The organism is Neolewinella persica DSM 23188, from assembly GCF_000373105.1.
Taxonomy (GTDB): Bacteria; Bacteroidota; Bacteroidia; order Chitinophagales; family Saprospiraceae; genus Neolewinella; species Neolewinella persica.
Genome location: NZ_KB890447.1, coordinates 123,542 through 140,342, shown reverse-complemented (window position 1 = coordinate 140,342; position 16,801 = coordinate 123,542). Strand labels below are relative to the sequence as shown.

Annotated in this window: 10 protein-coding genes and 1 pseudogene; 8 read left to right on the top strand and 3 right to left on the bottom strand. The window is 54.6% G+C overall.

The genetic code is table 11. From position 1 onward, the window contains the following. Positions 1-59 precede the first annotated feature (59 nt). The 7 genes and pseudogenes from vgrG to B036_RS30170 all read left to right on the top strand — a co-directional run bounded on the left by vgrG (position 60) and on the right by B036_RS30170 (position 7,917). On the top strand, positions 60-1,844 hold the full coding sequence (gene vgrG / locus B036_RS0119580) for a type VI secretion system tip protein VgrG (RefSeq protein ID WP_020570426.1): 1,785 nt from the start codon (positions 60-62) through the stop codon (positions 1,842-1,844). 97 nt (positions 1,845-1,941) lie between these two features. Further along, a complete protein-coding gene (locus tag B036_RS0119575; RefSeq protein ID WP_026232147.1) occupies positions 1,942-2,241 on the top strand; it encodes a PAAR domain-containing protein in 300 nt (99 codons plus the stop codon). Positions 2,242-2,297: 56 nt separating this feature from the next. Next, the gene (locus B036_RS30180; RefSeq protein ID WP_020570424.1) at positions 2,298-2,729 is read left to right on the top strand and encodes a hypothetical protein; all 432 of its coding nucleotides are present in this window, start codon (positions 2,298-2,300) and stop codon (positions 2,727-2,729) included. A gap of 3 nt (positions 2,730-2,732) precedes the next feature. After that, the gene (locus B036_RS0119565; protein WP_020570423.1) at positions 2,733-3,251 is read left to right on the top strand and encodes a contractile injection system tape measure protein; all 519 of its coding nucleotides are present in this window, start codon (positions 2,733-2,735) and stop codon (positions 3,249-3,251) included. 12 nt (positions 3,252-3,263) lie between these two features. Next, positions 3,264-4,073: a hypothetical protein gene (locus tag B036_RS0119560; RefSeq protein WP_026232146.1), complete on the top strand. Its 810-nt coding sequence runs from the start codon at positions 3,264-3,266 to the stop codon at positions 4,071-4,073. Positions 4,074-5,493: 1,420 nt separating this feature from the next. Continuing rightward, positions 5,494-5,589 (top strand): annotated as a pseudogene (locus B036_RS34615) (SEC-C metal-binding domain-containing protein); the annotation flags it as partial. 24 nt (positions 5,590-5,613) lie between these two features. Further along, positions 5,614-7,917 carry a beta-N-acetylhexosaminidase gene (locus B036_RS30170; RefSeq protein ID WP_020570420.1) on the top strand — a complete coding sequence of 768 codons (2,304 nt, stop codon included), beginning with the start codon at positions 5,614-5,616 and terminating at the stop codon, positions 7,915-7,917. Positions 7,918-8,271: 354 nt separating this feature from the next. On the opposite strand, the gene B036_RS0119545 is transcribed toward B036_RS30170, so the two are convergent. From B036_RS0119545 to B036_RS32360, 3 genes are all read right to left on the bottom strand, one after another. Then, entirely contained in the window at positions 8,272-8,622 is a 351-nt protein-coding gene (locus B036_RS0119545) for a cupin domain-containing protein (RefSeq protein WP_026232145.1), read from the bottom strand. Between the two features lie 69 nt (positions 8,623-8,691). Continuing rightward, positions 8,692-9,711 carry an endonuclease/exonuclease/phosphatase family protein gene (locus B036_RS0119540; RefSeq protein WP_020570418.1) on the bottom strand — a complete coding sequence of 340 codons (1,020 nt, stop codon included), beginning with the start codon at positions 9,709-9,711 and terminating at the stop codon, positions 8,692-8,694. 302 nt (positions 9,712-10,013) lie between these two features. Then, positions 10,014-10,670 carry a transposase gene (locus B036_RS32360; protein WP_157472239.1) on the bottom strand — a complete coding sequence of 219 codons (657 nt, stop codon included), beginning with the start codon at positions 10,668-10,670 and terminating at the stop codon, positions 10,014-10,016. Positions 10,671-10,806: 136 nt separating this feature from the next. Between B036_RS32360 and B036_RS0119530 the strand changes: the two genes are divergently transcribed. Continuing rightward, positions 10,807-16,743, top strand: a complete 5,937-nt coding sequence (locus tag B036_RS0119530; protein ID WP_020570416.1) for a carboxypeptidase-like regulatory domain-containing protein — start codon at positions 10,807-10,809, stop codon at positions 16,741-16,743. Positions 16,744-16,801: the final 58 nt, after the last annotated feature.

Here is a 16,801-nt window from a genome sequence, read left to right as displayed (position 1 = left end):
TTAGATTGTATTTGCCGCAACGCAAGTACATTCCCCATTCTTTAAAAAATTAATCATCAATGGCCACTTCTCCCCTCGTAGAAAACATGGAATACCTCTCGGTTGAGATTCGAATAGAAGGTAAACCGATAAAGGATGTCTACGACCTGCTGTCGATTGAGGTAAACAACCGCGTCAACGGAATTCCCGCTGCTGTTTTTAGTATTTTATTACCCTTTGGGAGTGAGGAAAACAAAGCATTCGAGATTAGCGAGGCGGACGAGTTTGAACCAGGCAAAAAGGTAGAGATCAAAGCTGGTTACAACTCCAAAACGGAGACAATCTTCAAGGGCATAATCATCCGGCATGGCCTGAAAAGCCAGCCGCAGCAAAGAGCCAACCTAATACTGCATTGCCAGGACGAGGCAGTGAAAATGACCATCGGCCGAAAAGTAAAAGCTTTCACAAAGCAGACCGACAGTGCCATTTGCAGTAGCATCATCGGGGATCATAGCCTTGGTAAGGGAGTAGCCGCTACCGCTTATGAACATCCTCAGCTACTGCAGACTGGAACCACAGACTGGGACTTTGTAGTAACCCGGGCGGAAGCCAGCGGGATGATTGTATACGCTGATGAAGGAAAGGTTTTCGTACAAAAACCATTGGCCAGCGGCAGCCCGGAGCTGGAACTCATCTACGATCGGGATGTTTTCGACTTTGATGCGGAGATCGACGCAGGGTACCAGTTGCCGTCGGTCACAGCATCGGGTTGGGATTTCGCCACGGCCAAATTTGTGGAGGCAAAATCCACTGAGCCAACCATCAACAAAATGGGCAATCTGGACAGCAAAACACTGGGTAAAGTTATTGCCGCAAAAGACGTCACCCTGCCCTTTACCGGCCCAATGAAAGTCGATGAGCTAAAAGGAATTTCCGATGGGATTCTCTTACGCTCCCGCCTGGCAGCCATCCGGGGGCACGTCAGCTTTTTCGGCAACGCCAAACCAAAGCTGAACACCCTCATTGAATTAAAGGGTTTTGGTGCCCGGTTCAACGGGGAGGCATTGATCTCCAGCATTCGCCATACTATTCGAGAAGGAGCCTGGCGAACAGAAACGGGCTTCGGTTTATCTCCGGAGTTGTTTCATGAAAAACACCCCCAGCCGACCGGCAGCCAAAACTTTCTCCCTTCGGTGAGTGGCTTAAAGAACGGTGTAGTGAAACAGATCGAAGAGGACCCCGAGGGCGAGTACCGGATCCTGACCTCAATACCCGTACTGGAAACCGACATCTGGGCCAGGCAGGCGGGGCTTTATGCCACCAAAGGAAAAGGTAGTTTCTTCCTCCCGGAGGTAGGCGATGAAGTTATCGTCGGCTTTTTTAACGACGACCCTCGCTACGCCGTGATCCTGGGTAGCGTGTACAGTTCGAGGAATGCGCCACCATATACCGCCAACAAAGAGAATTCGATTAAAGCATTTGTGACCAAGAACGACCTCAAGGTCGAGCTGAATGATAAGGACAAAGTGCTCACCATCTCTACCCCCGGGAAGAACAGTTTCACCCTGTCCGACAAGGACAAATCAATTACCGTAAAGGACCAGAACGGCAACACCCTGACCATGGATGGTGGAGGCATCACGATAAAAAGTGCTAAGGACATTACCATTGACGCCGGCGGAAAACTGATCCTGAAAGCAAAGCAAAACATCGACGCTGCTTCGGCTGGCGGCGATGTATCCCTGAAAGGGCTAAACGTAGCCGGTAATGGACAAGTAAGTGCAACGCTCAAAGGCGGCGCCACTGCGGAACTCAGTGCCGGTGGACAAACGACCGTCAAGGGCGCTATGGTCATGATCAACTAATGCACGAAGACAAAACGCCTCCCTCCCCCCCCGCTCTTTTAACCTTTTTTGCACCAGCGTCCGCGCCAAAAATCATTCCCTTCAAAATTCACTACCCATGCCTCCAGCCGCCAGACTTACCGATATGCACACTTGCCCGATGGTCACCCCTGGGGTACCACCGATGCCACACGTCGGCGGTCCCATCGTCGGCCCCGGAATCCCCACCGTATTGATCGGAAAAATGCCCGCCGCAGTGATGGGCGATCTGTGCGTGTGCGTAGGACCACCAGACTCCATCGTGAAGGGGTCCGCCACCGTAATGATCGGCGGAAAACCAGCCGCCCGAATGGGAGACACCACCGCCCACGGCGGCGCCATCGTGCTGGGCTTACCTACCGTAATGATTGGCGGGTAAACATAAGATCTACAGGCGTAAATCACCACAATTATGACACATAACCGGGAGTTACCATGAAGGGAATAAAAGCAAGCGTAGAAACGAATGCCTACTACGGGCAGGTACCCGGTGACGGGGAATGGCATTCCATCCTTAGTAACCTAAATGGGGTGAATGCCTTTGAAGTCGTTGCCAGGATTGATGGCCCCAAAGGCCGTGGCAAATACGCCATGACCCACGCCATTGCCCTAAGCACCTTCGGAGGCAAAGGCTCCCGGAGCCGGATTACCAAAACCCGTGCTTACTATGGTTGGTTCTGGAACCGAATTGAGCTAAAATGGGCAGGCAATACTGAGGACTACTCCCTAAAAGTCCGGACCCGCCGACACTACGGCTTAGCCGACGAAGGAAAAATAAGCCAAATTAAATTTCACATCACCAACCTTTGGGACGATGGCCTCTTCGCCGAAGGTCCGGCGGCTGAACAATCGGGAACAAACTCATAAGCGATGGAAGATTCCATGTACATCCACAATTCCGGGCTGGTCATTCTGGCCGCTTTTCTACCTCGCTATTTCGGCCTGCTGGACATGCTGGACGGTGCGACCTTCCGCAGCGAAGAAGACGCCATTCGGGGGGCCTTACTCCTCGAATACCTGGCTTCGGGGAGAACCGAAGTTGAGGAGCACGAGCTGGCCTTCAACAAAGTGCTTTGCGGTCTTGAGGTGGCCACCCCGGTCCCGACAACGTTGGAACCAACGGAGCAAGAAGTTGAAATCTCTGAACAGGTGCTCAACGCCATATTGCAGAATTGGGACAAAATGAGTAACTCCACGGTGGAAAACCTGCGGGGCTCCTTCATCTTGCGGGAAGGGCTGCTGCGGGAACATGACGCACACTGGTCGCTGCAAGTGACCAGCGCCGGTTACGATATTATTCTTAGTTTTCTTCCGTGGACCATTTCCGTCATCAGCCTACCGTGGGTCGATAAGTGGTTGGAGGTGGAATGGAATACCCAAACAAGTTAATTCCATGCTACTATGACAAGAATTACTTTTATTAGCTTATCCCTCTTGCTTTTCGGGCTATACGCCTGCAAAACCGTAAAACCTAAGGTTATCGGCAGTGACGACAACCGCGTTGAGGTCAAAGTGGATACTTCCATTACGCTTCAGGATACCATGGAGAATGTAATTTTGCCCACCGACCCACCCGTACCCAGCGTAACAACTGTGCCCATCAAACGGCAGGTAGACACCCTGCTTTTTCAAGCTGCCGATCTCTCCACAACGGTGGTCGGCCAGCGCAACCCACTGGGAGTACGTCAGGGAAGTATGAAAGTAAACATCCCCGTCAACCTGAAAACCACTGGTCCTGACACTAAGGATTCACTCATTGCTTTTGCTTACTGGATCGGTGTCGGGGAACAACCCATTGTGGCCTATGATGCACTGGTGGAAGAAGTACCCCAGGAATGGAGTCAGCCGGGTGTTAGCGCTCCGCTGGCTGCTTATGTCCTGAAGCACCCTATAGTATTACCTGGCCTTGGCTTCAGTGAAGAACGGTTCCAGCGGGAGCAGGTGCGTTTTGATTTCGTCGACCTCCTGAGAAGAGGTGCTTTTACCCAAAAAGAAGACTACACGCCCCTGTTTCCCCGCGACCCTAATTGGCCAAATTTCGGTATCGTCAGTGGGGAGCAGCTCCAAAGTTTGAACGGCACCATTTCCCAAGATCAGGATACAGGCCGAAACATCTTCCATTTTTACTTCGCTTACGCCAACCAGCACGCAATCAACTCCTATTTGTTGCAACTTAAGGTGGTTGCGTTTTATGAGGTTTATAAGGAGTAGGGATAACAGGTAATTTCTTTTCCGGATACGGGCGGGGCCGCAGGTGCAGGGGAAGTTCACGAAGCAAGGGTCGTCTGGCTTAGCGTGAATATTCATCCCCTCGTTTTCTTTATTCCAGCACAGCACATCCCCCGCACTCCCGTACCTTCGTGTTCAAATGCACAAAGCCATGCCCAACATCAGCCAGGAAGACCTGCAATTACTCGTCGATACCCCCTTCAACTTCATGAACGCCTACTACGACCGGGCAGAGGAGAAGGTCGTCAGGTCGTGGGATTTGGACGAATACGACTGGGGAGCCCTTGACGAGGAGAGCGAAGACCAAATCCGCGCCGAGGCGGAGCGTTACGCCGCTGATGAGGCCCGCTACGAGCCGATCTACGACGTCAGCAGCAGTGATGGCTTCCGTACCATGGCGGCCTTCGTGGAGCAACTCCCGGCGGGAGAAGAACGGACGGCACTGGAGCAAGCGCTTAATGGCCATAAACCATTCCGGAATTTCAAGAATGTTGTCGACGATACCAGCGTCCGGATCGATTGGTTTCAGTATCGTGACGCCCAGCGGGCGGAACAATTTCGTCGGGAGATCCTGATGAGCCTGGAGGAAGAAGAAGATTGGGACGAGGACGAGAACGACCTGGACGACTTTGATACGGACGATGTTGACATCGACGCCGACAACGCCGATTTACCTTTCCAATTCGCCTGGCTCGAACAAGAACACGGTATTAAAGTCCGGGAGGACGACGTCCGGAACACCCCCTTGGAAGTAGCGGCTTTCCGCGCCACCGTCACGGAAGATGACCTGGAAAACCCACGCAACTACCTCCGCAGGATCGAGCCAATTCAAAAGAAATATCCGAACGACCCGATGCTGGCCATTGAACTGGCCGGAGCCTACGCCCTGACCGGCAAGGCCCCAAAGGCCCGCAGGCTCATGGAACGGGTAACGCGAGACTTCCCGGACCACCTGGAGCTGAACATCACCAGCACTATGTCTTCCGAGGACGAGGGGGAGTTCCTGCAGGAGCTTAAAAGGTTTCCCCGACCACTTGATATTCGGAACCATCCCGCAGGGAACGACGGCTACTACCACACCCTGGAATTTCTCGCCTTCGAGGAAATGGCCATCCGTGCCGCCTTGTTGGAAGACAAGTTGGAGGAGGCGCGGCAGCGCCTCGACCGGCTCGTCTCCTTCGGCTTCCTGCATGGCGACGTGGAAAACTCCGCAATGGCTGTAGCTGCGGCCCAGCTGGAGGTGATCATGGATCGGGTCCATAAAGGAGAGTACCATCTTACCAAAGCCGCTCCGGAACCATTTGCCCCGGTCTCTGAGCGTACGAAATCCATCCTTGAAGCGAGTATGAAGGAAGTCGCAGTAATGATGCGGGAGTACGAGGAAGAACAGGAACGGGCGGCTACGCCCGTGCGCAACCTGGAGCCGAAAGTCGGGCGTAATGCTCCTTGTCCCTGCGGGAGCGGGAAGAAGTATAAGCAGTGTTGCTTGCGGAAGTAGGGGGCAAGCACTAGTTTTATCCCCATGCTCAGACTACTCCCCCTGCTCCTTACACTTCTCCTTTGCACCTGCGGCCCCGCCCCCCAAAACATCCAAACGGGAAAGGCACTACTCCTTCCCCAACCACAGGAACAAACGGATAAGGAAGGCTACTTTGTCCTCGACAAAGACCTGATCATTAGCCTGGAAAGCACGGAACAAGGCGGGCAATTATTACCCTTTCTGAATGCTTTTGAAGACGCTGGAGGTCAACCACTGACTTTGATGGTAAACGGCACCTCTAATTTCCGTTTGATCACCGACAGCAGCCTGTCCGCAGAAGGCTATGTCCTTGACGTAAGCCCGGAAGAGATCGAAATAAAGGCCGCCGACAAAGCCGGTTTCTTCTACGCCAGCCAAACCTTGCGGCAGCTGTTGCCCAGCAACCCAGCACCCGGTACTACGCACCTTGCCATTCCCGCCGTCCACATCAAAGATGCCCCCGCCTTCGGCTGGCGGGGTTTTATGCTCGATGTCTCCCGCCACTTCTTTACCGTCGACCAGGTGAAAGACGTACTGGACATCATGGCCAGCCAAAAACTCAACCGTTTCCACTGGCACCTGACCGACGACCAGGGCTGGCGTATAGAGATAAAAGCCTACCCCAAACTAACCGAAATCGGCGCCTGGCGCGCCGACCGCATTAACACCGACGAACAAATCTCCGACTGGTGGGGCCGGGCGCCCCTTCAGCCCGGTGAAGAACCTACCTACGGCGGCTTCTACACCCAGGAGCAGATCCGCGAAGTGGTAGACTACGCCAAGCAACGAAACATTGAGGTCATCCCCGAAATCGACATGCCGGGCCACGCCCAGGCCGCTGTCGCCGCCTACCCGGAGATCGGCGGTGTAAAGGCACTTCCTGCGGTAGCTACCGGCGGCGTATTCCGATACAACACCATCAATCCCGGCAAGGACGAGACCTACCAATTTGCCGAAACGATGCTCAATGAAGTGATGGACCTCTTTCCCTTCGACTACGTCCACATCGGCGGAGATGAGTGTAATAAAGAACAATGGCAAATCGACCCAGACGCCCAGCGAAAAATGCGTGCAGAAGGGTTGAAAAACGAGGGGGAATTACAGAGTTATTTCATCCACCGAATGGAAGAAATCATCAACGCCCGGGATAAGAAAATGATTGGCTGGGACGAGATCCTGGAGGGTGGCCTGGCGCCCAACGCCGTGGTCATGTCGTGGCGCGGGGAAGAAGGGGGGCTGGCTTCAGCCCGGGCCGGGCATGAAGTCATTATGACGCCCAGCAAGTATTGTTACCTCGACCTTAAACAGGGCCATGACGACTTTGAGCCCAACCTCGGCTACTCCCGCTCCCTGCTCTCCGATGCCTACAATTACCAGATCGTTCCGGATGACCTGACGCCACAAGAAGGTTCCCTGATCAAAGGTATTCAGGCTAACCTGTGGACCGAGTCGATCAGTGATTGGAGTAAGTTCACCTACATGGTTTATCCCCGCCTGTTCGCCATCGCTGAGAATGCCTGGACGCAGCCGGAGCGGAAGGACTGGGACGGCTTTACTAAGCGGCTTTTGCACGCTTACCAGCGGTTGGATGCCCAGGGCGTGCGCTATGCGGTGAGTGCGTTTAGCCCCTGGCCGCATCACGTTCGCAAGGACGGCGGTATTGAGGTCAGTTTTACTACAGAGGCCAATGGGCTCGACGTCCGGTATACGCTTGACGGTAATGTACCAAGTATGAAATCTACTAAATACACCGGTCCTTTCTCCATAGGCCCTCTTGGAAAAGTTGTCGCCAGATCCTTTATTAACGGAGTAGCTGTCGGGTATGAAGTATTCATGGATTTACCAGTCCATTTGGCAGCGAACAGGCCAGTGAAGGACACCAACGGCCAATCAGTTCCCAAGCTTACCGACCTCCAGTATAGCCGGCTCACGCCGGTGGATACAAATTGGTATAAAACTGACAACGACCTCACCCTCACCGTTACTTTTGACGAACCAACCACCATTAGTTCCCTTAGCTTCTCCACCTTGCGCTACACCATTTCAGCGATCTATCCGCCGGAGGTCGTACAGGTTTTCGGAGCACCATCCGGGGGGAAAAGGATATTTCTCCCCTTAGCCAAATTGGACCAAGCGGAAGAAGCCGCTGTTCAGGGCCGAAACAAAGTCCGCAGCACCATCAACTTTTCCCCTACTGAAGTAACGGCCATACAAGTACGGCTGAAAGCCTTCGACAGCATCCCGGAGGGACATCATCGGGCGGGGGATAAGGCGCGGATATATTTAGATGAGTTAGTGGTGGAGTAGGCTTAGACCCGGAGGGCTACGGTATACACACATCTTTACATGGTCCCTCGCAGTTCGATTTTACGCCTCCGAGGAACTTTTGGCCGACTACGTCAGGCCAAAAGATGCCTAGGAGGAGAAAATCACTACGTTTTTGTCTTGACCAGAGGCGTTTTCTCCTCCGAGGCGTCGAGCTGGCGCAGCCGCGAGCTCCTCGGAGGTGTAAAACGACGGTCGGGATTACTAATGTAAACTTGTGTATATCCCGTAGCCCGGAGGGTCGCCCGGCTTAGCGGAGGGATTCATCCCCTCATTTTCGTTGCCATGGTTTTCGTTGGATTTCAGTTGGCCATCATTCGGAGCAGGAGCTCACCCCTACCCAACCTCCCGGTACCCCTCCGGCGTAAACCGCGGCGTACAAACACAAAGGAAGACCAGATCTTGCGGCCCGGTATTGGTGATCCGCTGCCGCACCTGCGGTGGAATGCTTACGGCATCTCCCGGGCCAACGTCCCAGGTAGCCTCGCCGACCTCCGCCCGACCTTTGCCCGAAAGGATGTAATATATCTCCCGCGCCTCTACCGTATGCCATCGAGTGGTCACCCCGGGCTCCACGCGGGCCTGAGCCAGGGAAACATCCGGATGATCGGGTTGATTGATTACCTCGATGATGTGGCATTGTTCGGAGGTGTGGAATTCTTTGGCGGGATTGGTAGGGTATTTCATGGGGCTAATTTACTTACCGGTCTGATTTAACCCCCGAAAGTGGAGATCAGCCGCCTTACAACTTTGGCGTTACTTGTCTTCCAATACCAATTCCACATATATCGGGAAGTGATCTGATCCGATTTTCGATAATCTTTCCAGGCGGGACAACGCGAATTGTCTGGTAACGAAGACATGGTCAATGGGCCAGCGCATGAACCACGAATTGGCGTCAAAACTATTATAAAAGCCGCGCCCGACGCGGACATCGAAAAGGAGATCCGTGGTACCGGTCAGTAGATCGGTGTAGCCCCAGACTACGTCGTTGAGGTCACCGGCGACAATGTTTGGCAGTGAACTGCTCGCCACGTCCTGTCCCACTTTACGAAGCGCTACTTCTTTTTGGCCCTTGTTGTCGGGGAAGTCCTCGAAGCTTTTCGGGGGTACGGGGTGGACGGTATTAAGTACAATATCGCGGCCATTGGGAAGCTGGACAGTCGCCCGGTAAGAAGGGACTTTTTTGTTATTCAGCCGATTGACTTCGACGTTCTTGAAGGGGTACTTACTATACAGGGCCATACCGTAGGCAACCTCGTTGGTATTTTCCTGAGTATAGGGGTATTGCTGTTCGATTCCGCGGAGTTGTTCATCCCACCAGCTGTCCACTTCTAATGCGATCAGGAAGTCCGGGTCCTTCTCCCGGATAAGGTCGATCAGTGGTTGAGCGGTACGGTTCTTCATCAGCACGTTGGTCAGCAACAGGCTTACCCTATCTTCCGGAGCATGGTCCGCAGCTGCTTCAGGTACACGGTCGGGAAATAAAGGGGTATAGTGAATGAGGTAAGTTCCGTTCACGACCAGCCCACCCAACAGGCCGACCACCAGGGCATAATCATACCAGCGCCATTTTTGGGTCATGATCACAAACAATACGAGGGTAACGAGTGAACCAAGAAAAAACTGAATCCGGGGAAAATCGAGCATTTTCAGGTAGTTACTCGAGGTGTTTCGGAACACGGAAAGGACAGAGAACAGCATCATCAGAACGGTAATAACGCACAGAATGAGATAGACGATTTTGCGTAATTTCTCCATGGTTGGCTGGGGCATTTTATTGTTGTAACCGGGGAGAAGGGGCAAATGTTAGTTGTGTTGGGCGCGGTCGCAGGTGCAGGGCTGTGGACTTTGAAAAACCTGGTTTGTACATAAAGGGCGAGTGGGCTCTGCCCCGAGAAATCTCGTAACAGTAATGAAAATTCGCACCAGTTAACAGCAAAACTCGGGGCATAGCCCGCTCGCCCTTAGGTATGAATAAAGGGCGAGCGGGCTGTGCCCCGAGAAATCTCCTGACAGTATAAGGGTCAAAATTCGCGGAGAGGAAGCATAAACCTCGGTTCATAAACCGTTCGCCCTTAGCGTGTGAATAGCAATTCATAGTCGGGGTTTATCCAGCAGTTGGGCCATTCTCGCCAGTTATCCACCAAACCTGCATTTACGGGATTATTCAACACATACCACATAACGGTAATAAACTTTCCATCCCTAACCGTTCGATCAAAGTAATCGTCCTCCCAAAAAGGTAATCCCGTTAAGCCAAGGAGTTCGTTGCATTTTCGGGCCGTATGGCTTTTATGACGGGACATGATTAGCCCAGAAGCTACTTCTTCTAATTCTTCGGGCGCCTTTACAATGGCATGCACATGGTTAGACATTACACAGACAGCGTAGACATACAATTGACCTTTATCGTGAAGAAACTGATAAGACTTGAGGACTTCAGCCGCTAATTCAGATTTTGACAAATGATACGGTCCGTTAGAGTTTTCGTGAAGAAAGCTGTCCAACGCTAATTCATAGCGGGCATTAATGTCAAAAATACTCTTAGCCAAAAAATGTCCGCCTATCTCGGAAGGGTATTTCAAGGACTTCGCTCTAGCGACTGCAAACGCCCTATCTCTTTTGTCTTTAAGGTGTTCATCAAAGCTTTTTGGTATGCTGCCGTACAATCGGTAGGTTAGATGCACGGGTTTTTGGCCAATGGGGTAATGCTTCCGATTTTGATGATTCATCTTGCTAAGATAAGGGCGAGCGGGCTGTGCCCCGAGAAATCTCCTAACCGCAAAGGGTAAAAACTCGAGCCACAACCCACTCGCCCTTTGTGTAAGTCTCCAAAGTTAAGCATCTACCTACCCACAACATCACCCTATGCGGCACCTATTACTCCTTGCCCTCCTGCTTTCGTCAGCCTCGTTCCTTAGCGGCCAGTCCTTCGCCTTCCCCAAAGCTATCGAACGAATCTACGCCATCCCGGCAGCCACCGTGGAGCAGCTCAGCAATTGGGAAATCAGCCTTGATGATCAAACGGGGCTGGGCGCGCCCTACCCTGCCGGCACGGAGAAAGCCAAACTACCGCCAGGCCATTACCTCGAAGCCTTGCTGGTGGGCGAACAGCTGACCTACAGTTATTTTCACACCTATCAATACGACATAGAGATCAACGCGGCGGACGGAAAATTCCAGCTCCGCATTCACGACCCCGCTGGTCAGCCACGGGCGGATGCCAACGTTATGGCGGACGGCAAAAAGGTCTGCTATGTCAAAAAACACCAGGCCTACCGGCGGCGCGACTGGCGGATCGACGACTTAAAAATCATAGTTGGTGGTGATACCCTGTTCTACCGCGTTGGGGAGGACATCGAACGAAGCAGGTTCTCCAACGACGTTCGGCACCTGCGCGGCATCGAGCCGTTCAGGACCTTGCAAACGCCCTATTATTACGGTCAAAGCATCTACCACGTTTTTAAAGACGGCATCGGCCGGCAGTACTGGCACTGGCCAAGGAACTACCCCCTGAAAAATACCATTCACCGGATCACTCGCCCTAATCCGATCACCGGTTACGTCTCCACCAGCCAACCGAAGTACCGTCCGGAGGATACGCTGCGGATAAGCGCTTATCTGGCCTTTCCGAAGGGCCGCCCGGTGGGTCCCGACTCGGTGAATATGCTGATCCAAACCTACGGCGGTGGCGCAAGCAAACGCTACCGGGCTCGGGTGGGCGGCAACGAGAAGGGGCGGTACCTCCACGTTATGGCCATCCCGGCCGATTGGCCGCTGGACCAGGAGTATACGGTCAGCTTCGACCTGCCGGGCGTACGGTGGCGCGATATTTCCCCCACCATACGCTTCAAACTCCAGGATTACGAGTTGGCAGAGTACGCCCTCACTACCGCCGCCACTGACGACGCCCGCCTGCCAGGCTCCGCCTGGCTCGACGTGAAGACCGAAGACATCAATGGCCTGCCCCTCCCCAACGGTGAGGTAAAAATCACCGTCCTGCTGGAACGTTTCGTGGCCAGCCAGGATACGAACACCCTCGTTTTACCCGATACCCTCTACACGTACACCGAACCCACCGACAACCGCAAGGACCGGCGGATCATCCTGCCCGACAGTCTTTTCCCAAGGGGGCATTCGGTAAAAATCCGGGTTCAGACGCAGCTGACCGGTCCCTCAGGAGAATACAAAGAAGCTTTAAATGCTTTTATAGTAGACCGGCGTTACCCCCTGATCCCCAAGCTGGAGGTTCGGGGAGACAGCCTGCAAGCGTTCCTTGCACCTGCGGCCGCGCCCAAAAAAGCTATCTTGCAAACCATCACCCCCCAAAAGGACACCTCGGCGCAGGAAATAACGCTGCCCCTCACCCTGCCCATCGACCATAGCCTAACCACTTATCGCCTACTCTACGGCGGGCAAAGCACCTCCGAATCTTTGGCAGCCCTGACACCAGTCACCGGAAACCCCGCCTACTGGTCGCGCGACACCCTGCTCCTGCGATTCCCCAACCCGCACGCCCAGCCCCTCCGCTGGACGCTCCACGCCGAACAACGCACCCTGGCGACCGGAAACCAGGACAGCACCGTATTTATCCGTTCCGGCTTCGCCCCCGGCACCACCCTGGAACTCCACTACACCTACCTCGCCGGTGGCGAGTGGCGGCACGAACGCAGCCACCTCACCACCCCACGCTATGACCTGCTGACCGAGCACAAAAACGTACTTGACCTTCAGCTCACCCAGCCGGCCAAGGTGACGCCCGGCGAGACCGTCCGCATTGCCCTGACGGCAACCGATCAACGGGGCCGCCCCGCGTCCGGCGTGCGCCTCACCGCCGGCACCTTCAACGCCCGTTTCGATAAGACGCCGGTGACCACACCGACCTACAATAGGCGCGCCAAACGCCGTCGCCAACGGCAAGACTACCAACGAGAAGCCTTCCAGTTGAAGCGCAACGACACCCCACCCCGCTGGCTGGTGGAAGACTATGGCCTCGATACCGCCCTGGCCTACCGCCTGCGATATCCCAATGCGGAATTCACCTTCCAGCGGGACCTCGACACCCTGCTACCCGCGGGCGTACAACACGCGCATTTCTCGCCCTTCATCATCCGACACCATAAGCCAGTCACCATCCGGACCGTTTACGTCGACGATCGATTGGTGTACTGGTGGCACCCCAACATCGCCACACCCTACAGCATTCCGGTCGACAGCGGCTACCACAGTATAAGCCTCAGAATTGATGGATACGTTTACAAAAAGCGCCTTTACTTTGAGAGTTGTCGCCAGCTGGTGCTCAGCTTCGATGCCGTACGATGGGTTTCGGCGGGCTGGACGCGACGGGAAATAAAGGAACCCACCAAAGAAGAAATCGACCGGATTTATGAGCGGGTGTTTGCGCTGTCGCACATGCGTACGAGCGGTGCCCTTCATTTTCAAGCAAGTTGGAGGGATATCATCCAATCCACTAATCTGGTAAGTAATTCCGGTTGGGCACCCCTGGGACTAGCCTCTGACAATAACCTTTTACGTTTTTGGTTTCCCGAAGGGGACAGTGTTGATTTCCGGTTCGAGCCGAGGGTAACTTACCGGGTCAGCAAGGAGCGGGACCGGTTGTACCCGTTGAAGAAAGAAACAGTAGAGAATTTTCAAAATCGTTCCGCGGGCGGTGGACCGCGGGCTCCAGGACTTCCGCAATATGCTTATCAATTCCCGAAGCAAAAACTGCAACCGCGCTACATTTCCCAAGCAAGTCAGCTCCCCAGAATCCTACCGATGGAGCCGGTTTCGCGGCTGCAATTCAATAATTTGCCCGTTGGGTTAGGCAAAGTCATCCTTGCGCCGGCCAAAACCTACGAATTCTATTATGCCGACCGCAGCGCACCCAACCGTGTTTATCCCGGAGCCTACGACGTACTCTATCATTTCCGTAACGACTCCGTTTTCCACCAATTGGTAGAACTCGGTGAGGACAGCCTCACTTTACTGGCCTTCCACCGGGCAGACGTGAAGCATTTCAATAATTTCGACCGTTTTGAAGGCTACTCATTGAATAAGCCGCCCAAAGCACCGAAGCCCGAAGTAGTGTATGTAGAACGGGTATTTGCGGGGGACCGGATGAGCGGAATGGTGACGGATGAAGACGAAATGCCCCTAATTGGTGTGTCTATCCTGATTGAAGGAACAACCGTTGGCACGGTCTCCGATTTCGACGGTAGGTTTAGCCTGGAGGTGCCAGTTGGAGACTTTAAGCTGGTTTTCAGTTATACGGGTTATGCTACGCAAAAACTTGCCGTCACCGATACACAGTTCCCGGTTTCCCCCTTTAAAATAACGATGGAATCATCTGTTGAAATGTTACAGGAGGTGGTGGTTGTAGGCTACGGCTCAGTGCTAAAAAGAAGCCTGAGTGGTTCTGTGAGTACCATTTCCTCTGAGGAAATTAGCAACCTGCCAAGAAGAGACATCGGTTTCCTTGCTGGAAGAGTAGCCGGAGTGACCATTTCAGATGAAGGAGCGGCCATCAACGTGCGCGGCTCCCGGAGCGATGGGGTAGATTATTACATCGATGGTGTGCGGGTGGGCACACCCGGTGCGGCCACAAATATTCGTATTCGTGGCATAAGCAGTTTAGGCTTAAGTAATCCGCTGTACATCGTAGATGGGGTTCCCGTCGAAAATATTGACGACCTGACCGAAGCACAAATAGCCACGGTTAATGTGCTTAAAGACGCCTCGGCCACGGCCATTTACGGGGCGCGGGGCGCCAACGGGGTGGTTTTGATTGCTACCAAAGGTGCCGCTTCCGGTACCGTTGGTGGAAACCTGCCCCCGGCCGCCATTCGCGAAAGTTTCTCCGACTACGCGGCATTTGTCCCCGAATTGCAAACCGACCGGCAGGGCAAAGCCGTTTTCGACATTACCTTCCCCGACGACATCACGGCCTGGAACACCTTTGCGGTGGGGCAGGATCGGAAGCGGAGGATCGGTTTCACGCTGGCGCAAACCAATGCCTTTTTACCGCTCCAGGCCCAGCTTTACCTGCCGCGTTTCCTGGTGGAAGGCGACCGGGCCGAAGCGGCAACGCTGGCCATCAACCGCGAGGCGGAACCGCAGAATGTACGCCTTACTTTCTCAGGAGGTAAGGAGGCGGCGCGGACGCAGGATGCAGCGTTGGTCAGTTCCATCGAGGAGCGGCACCCCATAGAAACAGCCGTTGGTGCGGACAGTATGACGTACCAGTTCACCGTACAAGCAATGGACGGTAAAGGGATCTCCGATGGCGAACGCCGTTCCGTGCCCGTCTACCCCAAAGGCACGGAGACCGTCAGCGGAGAGCTGCTGATGCTGACCGACAAGACCACCCGGTTACCGGATGCGTTCATCCGCCCGGAGCGTGGTCCGGTGACCCTGCGGTTGCCCGGCAACCGCCTGCAACAACTCCTCAACGACCTCAACCACATCGTTGATTATCCCTATGCTTGCACCGAACAGACGGCTAGTCGGCTGATTGGTTTGCTGCAATTGAAGGCTGTCCGTGAGGCGGAAGGCAAGGTGTTTGGCCAGGCGGGAGACGTACCAAAGATGATCCTCCGCCTCGAAAAGCTGCGCCGTCCGGACGGTGGGTTTGGCTGGTGGGGTTCGTCGCCAAGTTCCACGCCCTGGATCAGTCTGCACGTTTACCGCGCCCTGGTGATGGCGGAAAAGGCAGGCCAAACGGTTACCGACCTGACGTCCATTCGTCGCTACTTGCTTGGTCGGGTACCGGAGTTGCCCGCCCGCGACCAGCTCCAGATCCTGCTGGCCCTGGCCGAGGAGGGTAATCCGCCTACCGACGAAGAGATGATTCGGATCGACACCTTCTCTGCGCCCAACGATTATGAACTGCTGGCCGTGACCCGGCTTCACCAACTGCGGGGCGATACGGTTGACGTACAGCGCCTGCTCGACAGTTCCACCACCCATGCCGCCCTGGGCCGCTACTGGGGCGAGCGCGGTTTCTTCTTCTACCGCCAGCCGCTGGACGGCCGCCTGGCGTGTAATTTACTGGCGCAGCGAATCCTTTCCGATGCCGGCCATAAGCAGGAAGCGGCCGAAACAATTAACTACCTGCTGGGGCAATCTGCCGCGCGGAACCGACCGGGCAACGTGCCACTGCTGGGCACCAATACGCTGGAGTCTGCCCGCTTGTTGGCGGAATTACTCCCGGCCCTGCTAGCCGAAGATGATGCGCTGGCACCGCCGGTGGTGACTCTACAATCTGACGGCGTAGCTACAAAGGTGACAACCTTCCCTTACGAAACGGAGGTCGCCTCTGAGGCGGTACCGGGGCTTCGTTTGCAACGGGCGGGCAGTGGCCCGCTGCCGGTGGCCCTCTACCAGCGGTGGTTCGAGACCGAGCCGACGGTAAAGGACGACGGTTTCCAAATCACCAGTCAGTTGATCGATGCGCGGGACCGGCCGCTCGACCAACTCCAGCGAGGCACCACCTCCTACCTGGAAGTAACCGTCACCAGTACCTCCGACGCCGACTACGTGCTGATCGAAATCCCCATCCCTGCGGGCTGTAGTTATGCCGACCGTAACGAACGCCAAGGTCCCTTTGCCGTCCACCGGGAGTACCGGCGGGACCGCGTGGCTATCTTCTGTGATCGGTTACCGGCGGGGAGTTATACCTACAAGGTTGCTTTAGCTCCTCGCTTTTCTGGGGTTTATACGTTGAATCCTGCGAGAGCGGAGATGCAGTATTTGGCGGTGGTTAATGGAAATGGGGGCCTAACACAGGTGAAGATTGGAGAATAGCTTTTTGTGGCGCCCCGATAGCTATCGGGGCAGGTGCAAGGAAAAGGTCAATGGGAGA

Bases quoted from the DNA above. Each gene is read 5' to 3' on its own strand.
- vgrG (WP_020570426.1), top strand. From the start codon at position 60: ATGGCCACTTCTCCCCTCGTAGAAAACATGGAATACCTCTCGGTTGAG.
- B036_RS0119575 (WP_026232147.1), top strand. From the start codon at position 1,942: ATGCCTCCAGCCGCCAGACTTACCGATATGCACACTTGCCCGATGGTC.
- B036_RS30180 (WP_020570424.1), top strand. From the start codon at position 2,298: ATGAAGGGAATAAAAGCAAGCGTAGAAACGAATGCCTACTACGGGCAG.
- B036_RS0119565 (WP_020570423.1), top strand. From the start codon at position 2,733: ATGGAAGATTCCATGTACATCCACAATTCCGGGCTGGTCATTCTGGCC.
- B036_RS0119560 (WP_026232146.1), top strand. From the start codon at position 3,264: ATGACAAGAATTACTTTTATTAGCTTATCCCTCTTGCTTTTCGGGCTA.
- B036_RS30170 (WP_020570420.1), top strand. From the start codon at position 5,614: ATGCTCAGACTACTCCCCCTGCTCCTTACACTTCTCCTTTGCACCTGC.
- B036_RS0119545 (WP_026232145.1), bottom strand. From the start codon at position 8,622: ATGAAATACCCTACCAATCCCGCCAAAGAATTCCACACCTCCGAACAA.
- B036_RS0119540 (WP_020570418.1), bottom strand. From the start codon at position 9,711: ATGCCCCAGCCAACCATGGAGAAATTACGCAAAATCGTCTATCTCATT.
- B036_RS32360 (WP_157472239.1), bottom strand. From the start codon at position 10,670: ATGAATCATCAAAATCGGAAGCATTACCCCATTGGCCAAAAACCCGTG.
- B036_RS0119530 (WP_020570416.1), top strand. From the start codon at position 10,807: ATGCGGCACCTATTACTCCTTGCCCTCCTGCTTTCGTCAGCCTCGTTC.